Raw genomic sequence first — 20,333 nt, 5'->3', positions numbered from 1 at the left:
TCAACCGTGCATGGTCAGGCCGCCAGAGACGCTGATAACCTGGCCGGTAATGAAGTTGGCGTCGTCACTGGCGAGGAATGCCACGATGCCGGGAATGTCCTCGGGCTGGCCCAGGCGCTTGAGCGGGATCGCGCGCTTCAGCCCTTCATAGATCTTCTGGCCGAACTCGCCCTCGCCGAGGAAGGACTGCAGCAGCGCCGTATCGGTCGGGCCAGGGCACACCACGTTGACGTTGATGTTGTTGCGCGCGCATTCGCGGGCGATGGTCTTGCTGAAAGCGATGACGCCGCCCTTGCACGCCGAATACACCGACTCGCCCGACGAGCCGACCCGGCCCGCATCCGACGAGATATTGACGATCTTCCCCTGCTTGCGCTTGACCATCCACGGCAGCACAGCGTGGTGCAGGTTCAGCGGCCCCAGCAGGTTGATGCCGATCACCTTCTGCCAGAATTCCGGGGTGGTCTCCAGGAACTGCATGGCGACGTCCCAGCCCGCGTTGTTGACCAGCGCATCGATGCCGCCGTGTTTCTCAGCGACCTTGCCGATCGCCGCGGTCACGGCCGCATGATCGGTAATGTCGAGCTGCAGCTGCGTGAGCTGCCTGCTGTGTTCCTTCAGTTCGGCGCTCAGATTTTCCAGCGCGCCCGCATTGACATCCACCGCGACCACATGCGCGCCTTCGTCGCAGAAGCGCTTGCACAATGCCTTGCCGATGCCACCGGCAGCGCCGGTGATCACGACGAGCTTTTCGTTCAGACCTCGCATACTGTTATCTCCTGTTTCCATTCCTACTGAATTCGATTCGACAAGATTTCCGCGGCCATCTTGCGCAGCGCAAACTTCTGGAGCTTGCCCGTTGCCGTACGCGGCAACGGCTCGAATACAACGTGCCGGGGCGTCTTGAATCCGGGCAGCCGCTGGCGGCAGTACTGGATGACGTCTTCCGCGTTGAGCGTGCCGGCGTATTCGGGCTTGAGTTCCAGCATCGCGCACGGCACCTCGCCCCACTTCGCATCGGGCACGGCCACGACCGCCGCGTTCTGCACTGCCGGATGGGTATAGAGAACCTCCTCGACCTCAAGGGAGGAAATGTTCTCGCCGCCAGAAATGATGATGTCCTTGGCGCGATCCTTGATTTCGATATAGCCGTCGCTGTGGACCACGGCCAGGTCACCGGTGTGGTACCAGCCGTCGGCGAACGCATCCTCGGTAGCCTCGGGATTCTTCAGGTATCCCTTCATGGCCAGGTTGCCGCGGAACATCACTTCGCCAATGGCCTTGCCGTCGCGCGGGATCGGGTTGAAGGCGGCATCGACCACCGTCATCTCTTCCATCACCACGCTGCGTACGCCCTGGCGCGACAGGTGGGAAAAGTAGCCGTCCTCGCCTTCGCCTTCCCATTCCCGCTGCGGCTGGCAAAGGGTGTTGACGCCGTGCATTTCCGTCATGCCGTACACGTGCAGCAGCGCAAAGCCGAGGGCCGAGATCCTGCGCAGCACCGCCGTCGGCGGCGAGGCCCCGGCACAGACGATCCGGATTGGCCGCGACGGCTTCGACCAGCCTTCAGGCTTGCCGTCGATCAGGAAATCGAGCACGGTCGGCGCGCAGCACAGATGCGTCACGCCATGCGTGGCGATGGCGTCGTAGATATCCTTTGCCACCACCTTGCGCAGGCAGATGTGGGTGCCGCCCATGGCCGCCATGGCCCAGGCAAAGCACCATCCGTTGCAGTGGAACAGCGGCAGCGTCCACAGGTAGACCGGGTCGGCGCCGGCGAGGCCCGCGTTGATCGATTGACCCAGGGCGTTCAGGTAGGCACCGCGATGGTGGTAGACCACGCCCTTGGGGCTGCCGGTAGTGCCGGAGGTGTAGTTCAGCGCGATGGCATCCCATTCGTCTTCCGGGTAGCGCAACTCGACGTCAGCAGCCGATGCCAGGAAGGCCTCGTAGTCGAGGGCGCCGACAGTGTCCTCCGCACCGGAGGCCGGATCGCGGATGTCGATCACCTGGATCGGCATGCCGGTCTGCGCCACCGCCTCGCGCACGGTCGCGGCGAACTGGGTATCGGCCAGCAGGATGCGCGTTTCCGAATGCTGCAGGATGAACGCGATGGCGGGCGCGTCAAGGCGGATATTGATGCTGTTCAGCACGGCGCCCGAAAGCGGCACGCCAAAGTGGGCCTCCAGCATCTCGGGAACGTTCGGGGCAATGACGGAGACCGTATCGCCCCGCTCCACGCCGGCCGTGATCAGCGCCCGGGCCAGCTGGTAGCACCGGTCCGCGTACTGGCGCCATGTATAGCGCCGATCCTGGTAAATGACCGCATCCCGGTCGGGGAAGACATCCGCCGCGCGGCGCAGGAAATGCAGCGGTGTCAGGGGTACGAAGTTCGCCTGGCGTTTATGCAGGCCTTGATCGTATTTCGTCAGCATTAGTGTCTCCGGCTGCTGCTTTTACTCAAACTGTGACGGCAAGTCGGGTGGCCTGGTCGATGGCCCGCAGGGCATCCAGCTCGCTGGCGACATCGGCGCCACCGATCAGCCTTGGCGCTGCGCCCCGGGCCATGAGCTGGTCGTAGAGATCGCGATTGGAGCTCTGGCCCGCGCACAGCACCACGTGGTCCACCGGCAGCACATGCGCCCTGCCATCGACCGTGTAGTGCAACCCTTCATCGTTGATGGCGTCGTACGTGGCACCGGCGGTCATCGCGATATTGGCCTTGCGCAGCTTCGCCTTGAGAATCCAGCCCGTCGACTTGCCGAGGCGCTTGCCGAGCGGCTCCGCCTTGCGCTGGAACATGTGGACGCTGCGCCGCGGTGCGGGATGGTCCGCCGCGGGCGCGAGTCCGCCGGAGTTCGCGTTCGATGCGTCCACGCCCCAGGCGCGGAAGAACGCTTGCGCATCGAGCGACTCCTCGGCATCTCCCAGCAGGAACTCGGCGACATCGAAGCCGATGCCCCCCGCCCCGATGATCGCGACCCGCTGGCCGACCTCGACCTTGCCGGAAAGGACATCGATATAGGACACGGCTTTCGGATGGTCGACACCAGCGAAGTCCGGTACGCGCGGCCTCACGCCGGTCGCCAGCACGATCTCGTCGAATGCGCCCCCGCTCAGCTCGTCCGCGGTAGCCGGCTGGCCCAGGCGCAGCGTGACGCCCAGCTTTTCCAGCCGGACCCGGAAGTACCGCAGCATTTCGTGGAATTCCGCCTTGCCCGGCACCGACTTGGCCAGGTTCAGCTGGCCACCCAGTTGCTTGTCGGCTTCGAACAGCGTGACGTCATGCCCACGCTCCGTGGCGTTGATCGCAAAGGCCATCCCGGCGGGACCGCCGCCGACCACCGCGATCCGCTTGCGCTTCAACGCCAGCCCGATCGGGAACTCGATCTCGCGACCGGCGCGCGGGTTGACCAGGCAGGTTGCGGTGCGCTCGGTGAAGATGCGGTCAAGGCAGGCCTGGTTGCAGGCGATGCAGGTGTTGATCTCATCGCTGATGCCGAGGCGCGCCTTTTTGGCGAAGTCCGGATCCGCCAGCAGCGGGCGCGCCATGGAGACCAGGTCCGCCACCCCGGAAGCGATCAGTTCCTCGGCAACCTCCGGCGTATTGATACGGTTGGAAGCCATCACCGGAATACCGACCGATTGCTTGACATTGCGGATGGCCTCGCGCCATGCCGCACGCGGCACGGTGGCCCCGATCGTCGGCACGGCCGATTCGTGCCAGCCGACGCCGGTATTGATCATGTCGGCGCCCGCTGCTTCGACTTGCCTGGCGAACGACGCAATCTCCGCGCCGGTCATTCCGCCTTCGACCAGGTCAATCGAGGAGATGCGATAGATCAGCATCGGGGCCTGCCCGAGGCGTTCGCGGACGGCGCGCACCACCTCGAGCGGAAAGCGGATACGCCCTTCGAAGCTGCCGCCGAATTCGTCGCTGCGCTGGTTGGTCAGGGCCGCGGTGAATTCATTGATCAGGTAGCCCTCCGATCCCATGATCTCCACCCCGTCGTAACCCGCCTCGACGGCAAGGGCCGCGGTGTTGACGAAGTCTGCGATGGTGCGCCACACCTCTTCGGTGCTCAGCGCGTGGGGCGGATAGGTGTTGATCCGCGCCTTGCCCGGCGACGGGGCAACACAAGTCGGCACCTTGGCATAGCGGCCGGCGTGAAGGATCTGCAGGATGATCTTGCCGCCGGCCTGATGCACTGCCTGCGTCACCGCCCGGTGCTCATCGAGCTGCTCCGGGCTGTTGAACATGGGCCCGCCTTCTTCCATCACGCCTTCCGGGTTCGGGGAGAAGCCGCCGCTGAGGATCAGGCCGATTTCGCCCGCAGCCCTGGCCGCGTAGAACGCTGCAAGTCGTTCATGGGGGCGATCCAGCGTCTCAAGCCGCGTATGCATCGCCCCCATGACCATGCGGTTGGCCAGCACAGTCGAGCCGACGGCCAGCGGGGTAAGGATCTTGTCGAGCGTCTGCATGGGGTGTCTCTATGTGTTTTGAGAGGGTTGAACACATACTAGGCACGCCCGGAATATACGTCAAGATCTTGATGTATTTTTAAGATCGATCTGGGGAAAATCCTGATCTATATTGAGGTACAAGGCACTGCCGCGACGCACTTCATATCACTTACATGTCATACTTTGCGAACCATTGTTGCCTAACAAGCACGTACAGGCGGTGCTGCCACCCGCCTTGACCTGGCAGCCTGGCGCCCGGACGTACTGCCCGCCGAGGCCAAAGCGCACTGGCCCGGCCCCGGCGAGACCGCCGGGCCGGCATCAAAATAGGTGCGCGCCTCGCGGCGCCTTAAAATAGACGGCGTTACGGCGCAGCGCAGGACCCCGCGCCGGCCTCGAGCCAATCCATGACAAACTTCGATCCCTCGTACGACCAGTCCGTCTCGTCAGTCCACAACCGGCTGTTCTTTCGCTTGTTCCAGGCGGGCAATACGCTGGACAGGCAGACGATCAAGACGCTCGGCATCACCACGGTCCAGTGGTCCGTCCTGGGCGCGCTGTCGCGCTCGCAAGTGGCGGACGGCATGTCGTTCTCCGATCTTGCGGAGTACCTGGTCGTGAGTCGGCAGAGCCTGGACGGCGTCCTGAAGCGGCTGGAGCGCGACGACCACGTCCTGCGCGTTGCGGACACAGTCGACAGGCGCGCAAAGAAGGTCGTGCTGACGCCGAAAGGGCGGGAATTCTGGAACGGCCTTCAGCCGAAGATTTATGAGTTCTATCGCCAGGCGCTCACGAGCTTCCGCTTCGATGACAAGGTGTCACTCGTTCACTTCCTGAACCAGCTCAATGCAGGGATGGCGAGTGTGAGCCTTGACGAAGAGGCTTCGGGCGACGATCTCGAGCAGGCGGTCACGCCTGCGCATGACTGAGCACGGCAGGCAAGGCAACGCGACGGCCTGACAAGGAAGTGGAAAGCGGGTCAGCCTAGCAGCCCGTGAATTTGGCGGGGCGTTTCTCAGCAAAGGCCTTTACGCCTTCCTGGTAGTCCTCACTCCAGCCCATTTCCCGAATGAAGGTGGCTTCCATCGAAAGCTGCTGCTCCAGGGTATGGCCGCGGGCAGCGTGCATCAGCTGGCGCGTTCGCACCAGGGCCTTGGTCGGCATGGCGGCCACCTGGGCTGCGAGGCGATCTGCCTCCGCCTCGAATTGCGCGTCGTCGAACACCTGCCAGATCAAACCCCACTCCGCTGCTTTTTCGGCGGGCAGCTTGTCAGCCAGGTAAGCGAGACCGAGCGCCCGCTGCATCCCCACCTTGTGCACCAAGAACCAGGTGCTGCCGGTATCCGGCGTCAGCCCGATCCGGGAAAACGCCTGCAGGAAATAGGCCGATTTCGCCGCCACGACCAGGTCGCATGCCAGTGCCAGCGATGCGCCGCCGCCGGCCGCGAGGCCATTCACCGCCGCAATGGTCGGCACCTGGAGATTCTGCAGGCGCATCACCATCGGCTTGAAGTGCCGCTCCACCAGTGCGCCGATGTCAGGCAGCTTGCCATCGACCACCTGCATGGCCGGATCGGCCAGGTCCTGGCCTGCGCAGAAGGCGCGCCCGGCTCCGGTCAGGACCAGGACCCGAACTTCGGCATTTCCCTCGACAGCCGCCAGTGCGCGGCTGAGTTCCACCATGATTTCTTCATTGAGGCTGTTCAGCTTGTCGGGCCGGTTCAGCGTGATCGTGGCCACTCCGTCCAGGAGCGTCAAATCGATGTTGGTGAAGTGCACGGTGAGCTCCTGTCTTCCGAGGTCGGCCAAGGTGTCGTGAATCCGGATTCGCTGCATGGCACTGGAACCGTCAATCTCGCGGGGGATCTCCCGGACTCGTGATCGCCCATGCCGCCCAGTGCCAATGCATCTTAAGCCCGGCCACCATATACGTCAAGATCATGACATATATTCACGACGACACACAATGCTTTCGGAGAGGTAAACCTTGATTCCACCATTTCCGGGAGGCGACACCCGCAACATCATGCTATAGATCGATGCCAAGCCTGCCACACCGATCCGTCCCGAACTTCAGGCCGTGCTCGTCGCTCAAGCCGCCCGCGCAGGGCTGGTTCGACTACCGAGGCTGAAGGTCAATGCGCTTGGCCATCGTGCGGAACTTGGTGGTCTCGGCTTGCAGGAAGCGCTGCGCCTCCTCCACCGAGCTCACCCTGGCGACCTCCGCGCCAGTGGCTTCCAGGCCACGGACCACCTGGGGATCCTGCAGGGTTTCGACCAGTGCCTGGTGCAAGCGGGCGACCACCGCTGCAGGCGTGCCTTGCCGGACCATGATGCCGCTCCAGGTAGCCTGGTCGAAATCCTTGAGCAGCGTGCCTTCGCCAAATGCGGGAATGGCCGGATCCACTTTGCTGCGACGGTTCCCGGCCCAGCCGACGAGCTTCAGCCGGCCTTGATCCGCGAGGCCGCGAAAGCTCGTGGCATAGGGCAGGATGGCGAAGTCGACATTCTTGCCGGCCAGATCCTGCATCAGGGGTGCCATGCCCTTGTACGGAATATGGCTCACGCCGATACGCGTCTTTTTCGCCATGTCTTCGGTGACCAGGTGATACATGGAACCCGGACCAACGCTGCCGTAGGTCAGGGGCTTTGCAGGGTTGGCCCTGGCGAGGGCGATGAGTTCGTCAACGGTGCGCACCGGCAGGTCGGGCCGCGCAATCATTACGAGCTGGTTGACTGTGACCGGCGTGAGTAGCTGGAAATCCTCGGTGCGCAGCTTGACCGCTGCATTGGACAGCGGCGACAGGATGACCTCGTTCGGTGAGCCGAGAAAGATCATGTACCCGTCTGCCGGGGCATTCAGCACCTTCTGCGCCGCAATCGCACCGCTGACGCCGCCGAGATTATCCACCAGGACCGGCTGACCCAGGGCCTTGGACAAACGGGTGTTCAGGCTGCGCGCAATCGAATCGGAAAGGCCACCCGCAGGATACGGGACCATCAGGATGACGGGCTTGGCTGGATACGCGTCGGCCGCGCCCGCCATCGCGGGCGCGATGGCGGCTGCGGCAAGTGTGCAACTGGCCAGGAGCTTGCGGATCAGGTTCATGTCAGTCAGGCAGTGGGGTTGAAGAACTCGGTGGCCAGCGCCACCCAGAATGCCGCGCCCGTATCCAGGCAGCGGTCGTTGAAATCGAACGAGGGGTTGTGCACGCTGCACGGGCCGGTCGGTACGCCTCCGGCATGCCCGTTGTCGCCATTGCCGATCATCAGGTAGCAGCCGGGGCGCTCGGCCAGCATGTAGGCAAAGTCCTCGCTGGCGCAAAGCGGCGTGGCGTCGTCGTTGACGCGGTCCGCCCCGTAAAGCTTGCGGGCCACGCGCGCGGCGAGCTGTGTTTCTGCGGCGGCGTTGACCAGCACCGGATAACCGCGCTCATAGGTAATCGAGTGGTTCAGGCCGAAGCTCCGGGCCTGGCCTTCAACAACCTCGCGGATGCGCTGCTCAAGCAGGTCGCGCACCTCTGGCAGGAGCGTGCGGATACTCAGCTCCAGTTCGGCGGATTCCGGGATGATGTTGTAGGCCGTGCCAGCCTGCAGGCGCCCGACGGTGATCACCGCCGCAGCCTGCGGATCCACATTGCGAGCCACGATACTCTGCAGCGCCATCACCGTGGCCGACGCGGCGACCGTCGGATCGACGGCAAGATGCGGCATCGCGCCATGGCCGCCGACACCGTGGAAGGTAATGACGGCGCGGTCGGACGAGGCCATGAACGCGCCTTCCCGTACGTAGAAGTGCCCGACCGGACGGCCCGGATAGTTATGCATGGCAAAGACAGCGTCGCAAGGAAAGCGCTCGAAGAGCTGCTCATTCATCATGCGCCGGGCGCCGCCGGCACCTCCCAGCTCCTCGGCCGGCTGGAAGATGAGGTTCAGGGTGCCCGCCCAGCCCACCCCGCGCTGGTGCAAGGCCGCCAATGCCTGTGCCGCGCCCAGCAGCATGGCCGTATGGCCGTCGTGGCCACAGCCATGCATCTTGCCGGGGATCCGGCTGGCCCAGGGCAGCCCCGTTGCCTCCTGGATCGGCAGCGCGTCCATTTCCGCACGCAACCCCAGCTGCCTGCCGCCTGCGCCAAAGCGCAGACGTCCCACCAGGCCGGTGCCGGCAATGCCGGTTGTGACGTCATAGCCCCACTCGGCGAGCTTGCCGGCGACGAAGGCACTGGTCTGGAATTCCTCGAAACCGAGTTCCGGATGGCTATGGAAGCCACGGCGCCAGGCCGTCATGCCTTCAAGGTCGGGAATGCTGCGGGCTGTGTCTTGCATCGTCGGGGATTCCACACGGTTCGGGATACGAACCATCATATGGCGCCAGGCTGAAAGCCAATTAGCGATATATTTTCCGAGGTGAACACCTCTGGTGTTCACCAGATACCCTGACCAAACGACACCCCGCCCCATGCGCCAGCATCAACTCAGAGCCTTTATCCAGGTTGCCGAAAGCGGCACGATCCGCGCCGCCGCACGCCAGCTGCATCTCAGCCAGAGTGCGCTGACCAAGGCGTTGCGCGAACTCGAGGAAGATGTCGGGACTGAACTGCTGGTACGGAGCTACAAGGGCGTCGAGTTCACCGCTGCCGGACGGGTGCTGCTGACCAATGCGCGGCTTGCCCTGGCTTCGCTGGAGAAGGCCCGGGATGAGATACGCACCTTGCAGGGCGGTGCCGGCGCGCTCGTTGCAGCCGCCGTCACGCCGCTGCTGGCAATGGATGTGCTGCCGCGCGTCTGGCAGGCCTTCAACGCCCGGCAGCCCGACGCACGCCTGTCATTGAGCGAGGGCTTCCTTGCCGAGCTGATTCCCGGACTGACCGAAGGCCGCCTCGACTTTGCGATCGCGATCGCCAATCCGGCTGACCTGCCGCATGAGCTCATGTTCGAGCCGCTGCTGGAGGTCAGTGCCGTCCCCGCAGGAAGAGCCGGTCACCCGCTCGCCGGCGCGACTCGCTGGCACGACCTGCAGGATGCACCCTGGACCCTCAACCTCTCGCCCGGCAGCCAGAGCGAAACCCTGCTCGAGTGGTTGCGCGCCAGCGCCCTGCCCGTGCCACGCCACATCACGCGATGCACGTCGCCAACGCTGATGACGGAGCTGATGCGACGCACGGACGCGATCGGCTTCTGTCCGACGCGGCTGCTTGCGGATCCGATGTACGGCACCGGCATGCAGGCATTCACGTCCTTGTCTCCGTTGCCGCCGCCCATGCAGGCCGGCATCATCCGGCTGCGCGCCATGCCGCTTGGCACGTCAGCGCGGCTGTTGGCCGAACTGTTCATCCGCCAGCTTGCGCCCTGAAGCGCCGACTATTTGAGATAGAATCAGCTCCGGTCCCATTCCATAAACTGATGAGACGATCAGCATGACGCGGAGCGGCAGGTGAGCACATTCAAGCAGTTGGAGGCATTCGTCGCCATTAGCGAGATGGGGTCGTTCGACGCCGCCGCCGAGAAGCTGGACATCGCCCAGTCGGCGGTGTCCCGGCATATCAAGGAGTTTGAGACCAGTTTCGGCTACCCGCTGTTCGACCGTTCGGGTCGCACGGCCAGGCTGACGCTGGAGGGGGCCGAGGTCCTTGCCCGTGCGCGTGACGTGCTGAAGAAACGCAACGTCCTGCTCGACCAGTTCGTGCGCAAGGATGCACTGGTACGCAAGTTGCGGCTCGGCGTTACCGAGCTGACCGCACTCACCTGGCTGCCCTCGTTCGTGGATGCGATCCGCTCGCAGTTCCCCCAGGTCGTGGTCGAACTGGAGGTCGAGCACAGTGTCCCGCTGCATGACCACCTGCGTACCGGCCAGCTTGACCTGATCGTCGTGCCGAACGCATTCGACCTGACCGGACTGTTACGCACCCGGCTGGCGGAAGTCAGGAACGCCTGGTTCTGCAGCCCGACCCTCGGCCTGCCCCATACCCGCATGAAAGTGGCAGAGCTCGGCAAGTATCCGCTGCTGATGCAGGGGCCCCAATCCGGCGCCGGCGTGCTGATGCGAAACTGGTTTGCCAGGAACGGCCTGACACCGAGGAACACGTTGCTGAGCAACAGCATTGCCGCGCTGGGCGGTATTGCGGTGTCCGGGCTCGGCGTGGTCTACCTGCCGGTGGTCGTGTCGCGCGGGCTGGTGAACAAGGGCTTGCTTCGGGAAGTCCACGCCACCCCCGGCCTGCCGCCCATCCGCTATGTGGCGTTACTGCGCGCCGACTCGGCCACGCCCTTCCATCGCACCATCGCCGCGCTGGCTCAACAGACCTGTGACTTCGAGCGGCCTTACGAGCAAAGCATGGATGCCGCCATGCACGGAGCCTTGCGCGATGCTGACGATTAAGCAGATCGAGGCGTTCTACTGGGTAGCAAGGCTCGGCACGGTGCAACGCGCCGCCGACAAGCTGCACGTGACCCAGTCCGCCGCCACCAAGCGCTTGCAGGAGGTGGAGCGGCTGTCCGCCTCGCCGTTGTTCGAACAGGCCGGGCGCAAGGCCACGCTCACTCCCAGGGGCCACGAGATGATGCTGCTCTGCGCCGACCTGCTGGAAAGCGTTGCGCACCTCGAGGAGATCCAGGCATCGACACGCAATATCCCGCGCGTCGTGCACGTCGGGGTCACGGAGCTGGTCGCCATGTCGTGGTTTCCTGCGCTGGTGCGCAAGGTCAGGGCAGTCTATCCACAACTGACCCTGCAACCGCATATCGACCACTCCGCGGTGCTGCGCGACAAGATCATCGATGGGCAGCTCGACGTGGCCATCCTGCCCGAAGCCTTTGTCACGCGCTCGGCAGCCAGGGTCAATCTTGAGCTGGTCGAATTCGCCTGGTTCAGCCCGCCCGGAACGTTCAATCGCGGAGAAGTGATTCCGCTGCAGCAGCTCGCGAGCTTGCCGGTCATCGAACAGGACCGGACCTCGATCATCACCGCGCTGTGCGCGCGGCTGTTCGAGCAGGTTGGCGTCGAGCCGACCCGGCTCGGCGGCAGCCGCAGCATCATCACGCTGGCCGGCCTGATCGAAGCCGGCATCGGCGTCAGTTGCCTGCCACGCGAGTTCTTCACCAACGAAGTCGCGCAGGGCCGCCTGCAGATCGTAGAGACCGACCCGCCCGCCCCTGCCGTTCGCTATTGCGCCATCTATCCCGAACAGGCCGCCCTTGGCCTCGCGGTGGCGGAGCTGGCGCGCGAGTGCTGCGACTTCTCCCGGATGCGCGCGCCTGCATCGCTAGGCTAGTTCCCGCGCCCCGGAAAGCCGCATGCCGCCTGCCTTGGCGGGTGGCCTCCCTGCGCACGAAAACCATCTCACATGGGAATGTAAATCCATCCAAATAAATCGCTTTCGCGAAGCCATTCGAGCGCCCATGATGGGTTCAGAGCGGCCGATGGCCGAGGATGAACCTGGCCGCGGGAAAGCGCTGCCGCCCGGAGCGAGAAGACGATGCCAGCGAACTGGCCACGCAAGATTGATGAAGAGTTGAAGGCGGCGAACAGCGTGCCTGGCCTTGAAACCTGCCTGCTTGAATACCGCGCACTGCGCGACAGACAGCTGAAGCTCAACCTGGCACGGGGCGTGCCATCCGCCGAACAGCTTGCGCTGTCAGAAGCACTGCTGGCACTGCCCGGCCCCGGCGACTTCCGCACCGAGGAGGGTACGGATTGCCGCAACTACATGGGGCAGCAGGGCATCCCGGAAGCGCGCCGGCTGTTCGCCGGCGTACTGGGCGTGCCGCCGGAGAACACCGTGGTGGAAGGCAACTCCAGCCTGGCGCTGATGCATGACTGCCTGGCGTATGCGTGCCGCAATGGCGTGCCCGACGGTGACGGCCCGTGGCAGAACGTGGCGGGAGGCATCGCCTTCCTGTGCCCCGTGCCGGGCTATGACCGGCATTTCAAGCTGTGCGAGGCCTTTGGCATCCGGATGATCCCGGTGCCGCTGCGCGACGACGGCCCCGATATGGAAGTCGTGCGTACGCTGGTGACGCAGGACCGGTCGATCCGCGGCATCTGGTGCGTGCCGAAGTACAGCAACCCGACCGGCACGGTGTACGCCGACGCGGTGGTCCGGGCGCTGGCTGCGATGCCGACGGCCGCGCCGGATTTCCGAATCTTCTGGGACAACGCCTACGCGCTGCACCACTTGGGCGACCACGAAACGGAGATTGCCAACCTCGCGGAACTCTGCGTGACGCATGGCCATGCCAACCGTGCGCTGGTCTTTGCCTCGACCTCCAAGATCACCTTTGCCGGCGCGGGCCTCGCCCTGCTGGGCAGCTCGAGCCAGAACCTCGCGTGGTATCTCAAGCATGCCGCGTTCCGCAGCGTCGGGCCGGACAAGCTCAACCAGCTCCGCCATGTGCGCTTTCTCCGGGACGAGGCAGGGCTGAAGGCCTTGATGCGCCGGCATCGCGCGATCCTCGCGCCGCGCTTCGCGCGCGTGATCGAGACCTTCAGGCAGCACCTGGGCGGGCTCGCTCAGGTGTCGTGGACCGAGCCCGCCGGCGGCTACTTCATCACGCTGGATGTTGTACCCGGCACCGCACGCCGGGTTGTCGATCTTTGCCGCAACGCCGGCGTGATCCTTACCGATGCCGGCGCGCCCTTTCCTGGCGGGATCGACCCGGATGACCGCACGCTGCGCATTGCCCCATCGTCGCCCAGCCTGGAGCAGGTCGGCGAAGCGGCCGAGGCAATTGCGATCTGCACCAGACTGGCCGCGGCGGAGACCGTCCACGGCGAGGTGGTGCTGGTCTGAAGCCGGTGGCATATCCGCCCCACATCGAGCAAGAGGAAGAGGAAGACAGATGAGTGAAACACATAGCGCCGTGCTGGCGCGTTTTGCAGCAACGCTGCGGTATGAAGACATCCCGGCTGAAGTCGTCGAGCGCGCCAAGAACCTGTACGCCGACTGGGTCGGCTCCGCGCTGGCAGGCAAAGGCGGCAGGCCGGTCGAAGCGCTGGCCGCCTTTGCGCGACGGATGGCGCCGGCATCGGGTCCCTGCGAGGTCCTGATCTCGCGCGAGCGCACCACGCCCTACTTTGCCGCCTTCATCAATGGCGCCAGCTCCCACTACGCCGAGCAGGATGACGTGCACAACGGCTCGGTCTTCCATCCGGCGGCCGTGGTCTTTCCCGCGGTGCTTGCGGTCGCACAGGAAGCGGGCGCCAGCGGCAAGGACTTCATCACGGCCGCCATCGTGGGCTACGAAGTCGGGATCCGCGTCGGCGAGTTCCTCGGGCGCTCGCACTATCGCGTATTCCATACCACCGGCACCGCCGGCACACTGGCAGCCGCCGCGGCGGCCGGGCGCCTGCTGGGACTGACGCCGGCGCAGATGCTGGACGCCTTCGGCTCGGCCGGTACGCAGGCAGCGGGCCTGTGGGAATTCCTCGCCGACGCCGCCGATTCCAAGCAACTTCATACGGCCAAGGCAGCCGCCGACGGCATGATGTCCGCCTTCCTTGCCAAGAACGGCTTCCAGGGCGCAAAGCGTATCCTGGAAGGGCCGCGCGGCATGGCTGCCGGCATGTCCACCGATGCCGATGACGCGAAGCTGGTCGACGGCCTCGGCTCACGCTGGACCGTGGCCGAGACGTCCTTCAAATACCATGCCTCGTGCCGTCACACGCACCCCGCTGCGGATGCGCTGGCGCGGGTGCTGGCAGACAACCGGATTCAGCCGGCCAATATCCGCGAGGTGGTGACCCACGTCCACCAGGGCGCGATCGATGTGCTGGGACCCGTGGTGAACCCGGTCACCGTGCATCAGGCGAAGTTCTCGATGGGCACGGTACTCGGGCTGGTTGCCGAACGCGGCAGTGCCAGCGTCCGTGACTTCGAGTCGCACTTCCAGGACGCCGCGGTGGTCGCGTTCCGCGACAAGGTCTCCATGCAACTCGATGAGGAAGTGGATAGTGCCTACCCCCGCCGCTGGATCGGCAAGGTCAGCGTGACCACGGAAGACGGCAAGTCTTTCTCCGGGCGTGTCGACGAGCCCAAGGGCGATCCGGGCAACACGTTGTCGAGGGAGGAGATCCAGGACAAGTTCGCGCGCCTGGCCGACTTCTCTGCCTCCGCCAGCGTCGAAGAGATTCATGCCTTCTTCAGGGAAGTTTGGCAACTGGAAGCAGCGCCGCGCATCGGCGCGATCCTTCGGGACGCTACCAGCTAGGACATTCGCCTGCTGTCTCCTGGCGACTTTGGGTTCCCTCGACCGGTGTCGAGGGATTTTTTTCTGTGCAAGACCCGGCAGCTTACTGATGAAGCGGGACGCGGAGCACCACGCACCGCGCCCGGCCATTTCCTGCGTCAGCGGATGATGAACGGGTTGTCCACCGTCGCGCCGGCGGCTATCCATACGCTCTTGGTCTGCAGGTATTCGTCGATGGCCTCGATGCCGCTTTCCCGGCCGATACCGCTCTGCTTGTAGCCGCCGAACGGCGACATGAAGCTGACCGCGCGATAGGTATTGACCCAGACCATGCCGGACTCGATCGCTTCCGACAGCGCGAACGCGCGCTGGATGTTCTGGGTCCAGACGCCGGCACCGAGGCCGTAGATGCTGTCGTTCGCGATGCGGATGGCGTCATCCTGCGTGTCGAACGGAATCGCCGACAGTACCGGGCCGAAGATCTCTTCCTGCGCGATCCGCATGCCGTTGTCGACATCGGCAAAGATGGTCGGTTCGACAAACCAGCCGTCGTCGATGCCGCTGCCCCTTGCGCGCTTGCCGCCGCACAGCGGCACCGCGCCTTCGGCCTTGCCGATCTCGATGTAGTCAAGCACTTTGGCCAGTTGCACTTCCGTCGTTACCGGACCGACCTGGGTATCCGGCTGCATCGGATTACCGAGCCGGGCGGTGGCCGCGCGCTCCACCAGGCGCGCGAGGAAGCGCTTGTAGATCGAGCGCTGCACCAGCAGGCGCGAGCCGGCGATGCAGGTCTGTCCGCTGGCGGCGAAGATCCCGGACAGCACGCCGTTGATGGCCTGGTCGAAGTCGGCGTCCTCGAACACAATGTTCGGGCTCTTGCCGCCAAGTTCCAGCGATACCTTCTTCAGGCTGGCCGCCGCGGTCTGGTAGATCAGCTTTCCGTTCGCGTCCGAACCGGTGAACGCGATCTTGCTGACCTTGGGATGGGTCACCAGGCGCTGGCCGACTTCCGCCCCGAAGCCGGTGACCACGTTGACCACGCCCGGCGGAAAGCCCGCTTCGTCGAACAGCCTCGCCAACTCCAGCGTCGACACCGAGGTGTGCTCCGAAGGCTTGATCACCACCGTATTGCCGGCGGCGAGCAGCGGTGCGAGCTTCCACGTCAGCAACAGCAGCGGCGAGTTCCACGGCGTGATGGCGATAATGACGCCCAGCGGCTCGCGCCGGGTGAAGTTGAAGTAGCCCTTCTTGTCCAGCGGGATCACCGCGCCCTGGATCTTGTCGGCGAGCCCGCCGAAGTAGCGGAACCACTCCGGGATGTAGCGGGTCTGGGCGTGCATCTCCGCGAACAGCTTGCCGTTGTCGCGGGTCTCGAGTTCGGCCAGGTGCTGCGCGTCGCGCTCGATCAGGTCGGCCACCCGGGCCAGCAGCTTGCCTCGCTGCGTCGGCGTCAGGCCCGCCCAGGCGGGATTGCGGAACGCAGCGTGGGCGGCGTCGACGGCCGCGTTCGCATCCTCCGCCGTGCCCCGCGCGATCTGCACCCAAGGCTGACCGTCGAACGGGTTCTTGCTGTCGATGTAGGCGTTGCCAGTGGGCTTCACCCACTCGCCACCGATGTAATGGTTGTAAGCTTTCATGTCGGTCCTGTCGCTTTCCCCTTGCAGGAAGGGGGATCGAGTGGGCTTACTTGTGGGCGTCGCTGCCGAGCAGCGCTTCGCGGAAGCGGCTGCGCAGGAACGGGCCGTCGCGCGGGGGCAGCACGGTGGGCACCGGCTCGGTGGTCACCTTCACCGTGGCCAGCAGCAGGCCTTCGGTGCTGAACAGTTCCTCGGCCAGCACCGCCAGTTCCTGCTCCGTGCGCACCGTGCGCGCGTTGTCAAAGCCCACCGCTCTGGCCACACCCGCGATGTCGACACCGCGCCCGGCGTGCGCCGGCTGCATCCCGGTCTCCGCATAGTGCTCGTTGTCGATCACGATCACCGCCAGGTTCTGCGGCTTGTCCACCGCGGCCGTGGCCAGCGAGCCGATCCCCATCATCATCTCGCCGTCGCCGGTAACCACCACTACGCGACGCTTCGGTTGCGCCCGCGCGATGCCCAGGCCCACCATCACCGAGCCACCCATCGCGCCCCACAGGTAGAAGTTGCCGGCGCAGTCGCCGGTCGAGGCCACGTCGTAGGTGGGATTGCCCAGGCTCGTCACCACCAGGGCATCGCCCCGGTGCTTCAAGATCCGGGCAATCGTCGTGCGGCGATTCAGAACAGCCTTTTGCGCTTCACTCATCTCAGTCTCACTTGTTGAAGTTCTTGGCACCGATCACACGCTGGGCGATCAGCACCGCCGCCAGCCGGCCGGTCTGGTAGGCAAAGCGGGCCGTCGCGCCCACCGTCTTCGCCACCTCCTCGGCTTCGTCGGCGCGGTACACGTATGTACCGGCCGACTCCAGGGCCTCCTGCGTGGACTTGCCCATCGCCACCTGCCAGGGATTGAACTCGCCCCACTCGCCGCGCATCGTCACGATGGCGAAGAACGGCATGCGGCATTCGTGCTGCAGCGACAGCATGTTGATGCAGTTGCCCACGCCGCTGGACTGCATCAGCAGCACGGCGCGCTCGCCGCCCAGCCAGGCGCCGCCGACCATGGCCACGCCTTCTTCCTCCGTGGTCAGCGACACCGTGCTGATCTCGGGATCGGCTTCGCACAGCCGGATCAGTTCGCTGTGCCCGGCGTCCGGGACGTAGCAGACCTGGCGGACGTTCGCCGCCTTCAACTCTTGGAAAATCTCGCGTGGCCAGTTTGCCGACATCGTCTTCTCGCTCCAGTTGGCAGCGCCTTCGCGCCGCCAGGTTCATCGTCGGCCATCGGCCGCTCTGAGCGAATCATGGAACAAGGAAGAACGTCGCGAAAGTGATTTAATTGAATGATTAACTATTCCGATATCTGATCTATCTGCCGCCATGCAGGCCTCGATGCCTATGCCAAAATCCGCACGTTCCGGCCCTGATGCGTGCAAGACAGGGATGGCCTTTGCGCGGAGAATCCGCCAGCATCGAGCACTCCTTGGACGACACCGATATGAACGTTCTGATTGTTTTCGCACACCCCGAACCGAACTCGTTCAGCGCCGCGCTGAAGAACACCGCCGTGCAGACGCTGACGGAGCTGGGCCACCAGGTCACCGTCAGCGACCTGTACCAGATGGGCTGGTCGCCCACGCTTGGCGAAGCGGACTTCCCGCAAGCGCGCGCCGACGCGGACTACCTGGACCTGTCGCGCGAGCAGGAACATGCGTATGCCCACCGCACCCACAGCGCCGACGTGCACGCCGAGCAGGAGAAGGTCAAGGCGGCAGAACTGGTGCTGTTTCATTTCCCGGTCTGGTGGTTCTCGATGCCGGCCATGCTGAAGGGCTGGGTCGACCGTGTGTTCAGCCGCGGTTTCGCATATTCCACCGGCCGCAAGTACGAGTCAGGGCACTTCAAGGGCAAACGCGCCATGATCTGCCTCACCACGGGAACGGCCTCGACGCTGTACGAGCCGAATGGCATCGATGGCGACCTGCATCACGTGCTTTGGCCCATCCACAACGGCATCCTCGGCTACACCGGATTCACGGTGTTGCCGCCCTTCGCGGCCTGGATGCCGGCACGGGTCACGGATGAAGACCGTGACGCCTACCTGGAAGCCTACGCCGCCCGACTGAAGTCTCTCGACGACACCGAGCCGCTGTTCTTCCATCCCTGGAGCGACTACGACGAAACCCAGCGCCTGAAGCCCGGCGTGGTGGCGCGCTCCGGCGTGCAATGGAATCCGCGCGCCGGCCAGAGCTTCGATGACTCGGCGCAGGCGTACGCCCAGCAAGAGAGCAACTGAACGACCAGCGGAGACTTGAATACCGTCATGATGAAGACCGATCTGTTCCAGACCCTGCATCATGTCTGCGTCGTGGTACGCGACATGGAGAAGTCCGTCGCCTGCTACGAGTCCATCGGCGTGGGCCCCTGGCACCCGTTTCCCTCGCTCGAGGCATTCCGGGGCGAGCTCGACGTGCCCGATGCCGATGCCTTCGTCAGGCTGCACTACCGCTACGCGAACCTCGGCAACGTCCAGCTTCAGTTGTGCGCGCCACCGGCCGGAAGTACGCCACAGCGGGAATTCCTGGACACGCGTGGCGAAGGCGTGTTCCATCTCGGCTTCACCGTACCGGACTGCGACCAGGCGGAAGCGGAGGCCACCGCACTGGGGCTGGCGATCATGTTGCGTGGGCGCTTGCCAAACCGCAGTGGTTTCACCTACTTCGACACGGCGGACAAAGGCGCCGGCGTGACGCTGGAGATCCGGGCAAGCAAGGCCTAGCGCCGTCCAGCCTTACCTGCTCCATCGGGCCCGGCAAACGCTCCAGCGTTGCCGGGCCCGATGGTTTTCACGATCGCAAACCGCACCAGCCACGACGCAAAAGAAAGTGGCCCTTGAGGGCATCCACCTCAAGGGCCGATTCAGCAAGTCACGACTCAGTACACCACCGACTCCAGCAGCGGCTCCTGCTTGCGAATGCGTTGGTATCCCAGCGGCGACACATCGATGGTCCGATACTGCCCGTGGACGATCCACTCCGCCACCGCCCGGCCCGTGGCCGGCGCGTGCATGACCCCGTGACCGGAAAAGCCCGTCGCCAGCAGGAAGTTCCCGATCTCGTCATGCGCGCCGACCACCCCATTGTGGTCCAGCAGATTCATCTCGTAATGGCCTGCCCAGGCGCGCAGTAACCGCGTGCTCTCCATCGCCGGGACGCGGTGCGCCAGGTACGGCCACACGATGTCCTCGAACAAGTAGTGATCCGGTTCGAAGTCGCCCTCAGCATGAGGATCCCTGTGCGCTTCCGGAGCAATGCCGGCAATGAAACCATCTCCCTCAGGACGGACCCATATGCCGGAGTTGTCGAACAGCATGGGGAACCCCTCGGTTGGAACCGGTGCCTTGATATGGAAAACGGTACGCTTGCGCGGCTCGACCGGCAGGGCGATATCCAGCCAGCTCGCCACTTTCCCGCCTGCAGGGCCGGCAGCATTCACACACCAGTCGCAAGGGATGACACTGTCATCGGCAAGCCTGACGCCTGTGACTCTGGCATTGCGCGATTCGATGCCGTTGGCTTCCGCCGTGACATACTCAACGCCAAGCTTCTTTGCTTCGCGCCGCACGAGCTGGAGCAGCGCCCAGGCATCGAACCAACCTTCGCTGGCGGCGCCATATGTCGCGATGCCGATATCGTCAACATTGAGCCACGGATAGCGAGCCTTTGCCTGTGCGGGCGTCATGATATCGATGGTTGCGCCGGCTTCGATCTGCGATAGCGCCGTCGCCTGCATGGCATCGGCGCCCTCCTTTGTGCCGAGCAGCAGGTAGCCGCGCTCGTCGAAGCCAATGTCCGCATCATCGCCAAACCACTGCCTGATGTCGCGGAACATGCCGGCGCCGAAGAGGCTCATGCCGATGTTGAAGGGACAACCGAACTGCGTGCGGATGGACGAAGCCGACAGTGCGGTCGAACAATACTGATAAGTGGGATCGCGCTCGATCACCTTGATGGGTCCCGCAAAGCCCTCCTTGCGCAGGAAGAAGGCGGTAAAGCTTCCGATGATGGCGCCGCCGATGATGACGACCGTGGCAGTTCGCTGGTTCAT

Annotated in this window: 18 protein-coding genes; 8 read left to right on the top strand and 10 right to left on the bottom strand. The window is 64.6% G+C overall.

The window, feature by feature from the left end; genetic code table 11:
- Genes ABNX08_RS06055 through ABNX08_RS06045 form a run of 3 tightly spaced genes read right to left on the bottom strand, consistent with a single transcriptional unit; the run spans nt 1 to nt 4,482 of the window.
- Nucleotides 1-768: a glucose 1-dehydrogenase gene (locus ABNX08_RS06055; protein ID WP_041680985.1), complete on the bottom strand. Its 768-nt coding sequence runs from the start codon at nt 766-768 to the stop codon at nt 1-3.
- Between the two features lie 23 nt (nt 769-791).
- Complete coding sequence (locus ABNX08_RS06050; protein WP_349609366.1) at nt 792-2,435, bottom strand: AMP-binding protein; 1,644 nt, start codon at nt 2,433-2,435, stop codon at nt 792-794.
- Between the two features lie 25 nt (nt 2,436-2,460).
- Nucleotides 2,461-4,482, bottom strand: coding sequence for an FAD-dependent oxidoreductase (locus ABNX08_RS06045; RefSeq protein WP_022534271.1), 2,022 nt, complete (start codon nt 4,480-4,482; stop codon nt 2,461-2,463).
- Between the two features lie 389 nt (nt 4,483-4,871).
- Here ABNX08_RS06045 and ABNX08_RS06040 point away from each other — a divergent pair, with 389 nt between their 5' ends.
- Nucleotides 4,872-5,393 (top strand): MarR family winged helix-turn-helix transcriptional regulator, encoded by a 522-nt coding sequence (locus ABNX08_RS06040; RefSeq protein ID WP_022534270.1) that lies wholly within the window; start codon nt 4,872-4,874, stop codon nt 5,391-5,393.
- 55 nt (nt 5,394-5,448) lie between these two features.
- Here the strand turns inward: ABNX08_RS06040 and ABNX08_RS06035 are convergent, their stop codons facing one another.
- From ABNX08_RS06035 to ABNX08_RS06025, 3 genes are all read right to left on the bottom strand, one after another.
- Nucleotides 5,449-6,243: an enoyl-CoA hydratase-related protein gene (locus ABNX08_RS06035; protein ID WP_041680984.1), complete on the bottom strand. Its 795-nt coding sequence runs from the start codon at nt 6,241-6,243 to the stop codon at nt 5,449-5,451.
- A 340-nt stretch (nt 6,244-6,583) separates the two neighbouring features.
- Nucleotides 6,584-7,573: a tripartite tricarboxylate transporter substrate binding protein gene (locus ABNX08_RS06030; RefSeq protein ID WP_022534268.1), complete on the bottom strand. Its 990-nt coding sequence runs from the start codon at nt 7,571-7,573 to the stop codon at nt 6,584-6,586.
- A 5-nt stretch (nt 7,574-7,578) separates the two neighbouring features.
- Nucleotides 7,579-8,790 carry a M20 aminoacylase family protein gene (locus ABNX08_RS06025; protein WP_022534267.1) on the bottom strand — a complete coding sequence of 404 codons (1,212 nt, stop codon included), beginning with the start codon at nt 8,788-8,790 and terminating at the stop codon, nt 7,579-7,581.
- A gap of 133 nt (nt 8,791-8,923) precedes the next feature.
- On the opposite strand from ABNX08_RS06025, the gene ABNX08_RS06020 reads away from it, so the two are divergent.
- From ABNX08_RS06020 to ABNX08_RS06000, 5 genes are all read left to right on the top strand, one after another.
- Nucleotides 8,924-9,817, top strand: coding sequence for a LysR substrate-binding domain-containing protein (locus ABNX08_RS06020; RefSeq protein WP_349609370.1), 894 nt, complete (start codon nt 8,924-8,926; stop codon nt 9,815-9,817).
- A gap of 81 nt (nt 9,818-9,898) precedes the next feature.
- Nucleotides 9,899-10,843 carry a LysR family transcriptional regulator gene (locus ABNX08_RS06015; protein ID WP_022534265.1) on the top strand — a complete coding sequence of 315 codons (945 nt, stop codon included), beginning with the start codon at nt 9,899-9,901 and terminating at the stop codon, nt 10,841-10,843.
- Entirely contained in the window at nt 10,830-11,735 is a 906-nt protein-coding gene (locus tag ABNX08_RS06010) for a LysR family transcriptional regulator (RefSeq protein WP_022534264.1), read from the top strand. The genes ABNX08_RS06015 and ABNX08_RS06010 overlap by 14 nt, the downstream gene beginning before the upstream one ends.
- A 258-nt stretch (nt 11,736-11,993) precedes the next feature.
- Entirely contained in the window at nt 11,994-13,253 is a 1,260-nt protein-coding gene (locus ABNX08_RS06005) for an aminotransferase class I/II-fold pyridoxal phosphate-dependent enzyme (RefSeq protein ID WP_349609373.1), read from the top strand.
- A 49-nt stretch (nt 13,254-13,302) separates the two neighbouring features.
- A complete protein-coding gene (locus tag ABNX08_RS06000; protein ID WP_022534262.1) occupies nt 13,303-14,670 on the top strand; it encodes an MmgE/PrpD family protein in 1,368 nt (455 codons plus the stop codon).
- 137 nt (nt 14,671-14,807) lie between these two features.
- On the opposite strand, the gene ABNX08_RS05995 is transcribed toward ABNX08_RS06000, so the two are convergent.
- Genes ABNX08_RS05995 through ABNX08_RS05985 form a run of 3 tightly spaced genes read right to left on the bottom strand, consistent with a single transcriptional unit; the run spans nt 14,808 to nt 17,455 of the window.
- Nucleotides 14,808-16,286 (bottom strand): aldehyde dehydrogenase, encoded by a 1,479-nt coding sequence (locus tag ABNX08_RS05995; RefSeq protein WP_022534261.1) that lies wholly within the window; start codon nt 16,284-16,286, stop codon nt 14,808-14,810.
- A 46-nt stretch (nt 16,287-16,332) separates the two neighbouring features.
- Nucleotides 16,333-16,932, bottom strand: a complete 600-nt coding sequence (locus tag ABNX08_RS05990) for a thiamine pyrophosphate-dependent enzyme (protein ID WP_022534260.1) — start codon at nt 16,930-16,932, stop codon at nt 16,333-16,335.
- A 7-nt stretch (nt 16,933-16,939) separates the two neighbouring features.
- On the bottom strand, nt 16,940-17,455 hold the full coding sequence (locus tag ABNX08_RS05985; RefSeq protein ID WP_022534259.1) for a thiamine pyrophosphate-binding protein: 516 nt from the start codon (nt 17,453-17,455) through the stop codon (nt 16,940-16,942).
- A gap of 269 nt (nt 17,456-17,724) precedes the next feature.
- Here ABNX08_RS05985 and ABNX08_RS05980 point away from each other — a divergent pair, with 269 nt between their 5' ends.
- Nucleotides 17,725-18,522, top strand: a complete 798-nt coding sequence (locus ABNX08_RS05980) for an NAD(P)H-dependent oxidoreductase (protein ID WP_349609376.1) — start codon at nt 17,725-17,727, stop codon at nt 18,520-18,522.
- Between the two features lie 27 nt (nt 18,523-18,549).
- A complete protein-coding gene (locus ABNX08_RS05975) occupies nt 18,550-19,005 on the top strand; it encodes a VOC family protein (RefSeq protein ID WP_041680983.1) in 456 nt (151 codons plus the stop codon).
- Between the two features lie 155 nt (nt 19,006-19,160).
- On the opposite strand, the gene ABNX08_RS05970 is transcribed toward ABNX08_RS05975, so the two are convergent.
- The gene (locus tag ABNX08_RS05970) at nt 19,161-20,333 is read right to left on the bottom strand and encodes an FAD-binding oxidoreductase (protein ID WP_349609378.1); all 1,173 of its coding nucleotides are present in this window, start codon (nt 20,331-20,333) and stop codon (nt 19,161-19,163) included.

Origin of the sequence: Cupriavidus sp. DF5525, assembly GCF_040149425.2 — a bacterium.
GTDB classification, from domain to species: domain Bacteria; phylum Pseudomonadota; class Gammaproteobacteria; order Burkholderiales; family Burkholderiaceae; genus Cupriavidus; species Cupriavidus pickettii_A.
This window is presented reverse-complemented; position numbering and strand designations above follow the sequence as displayed.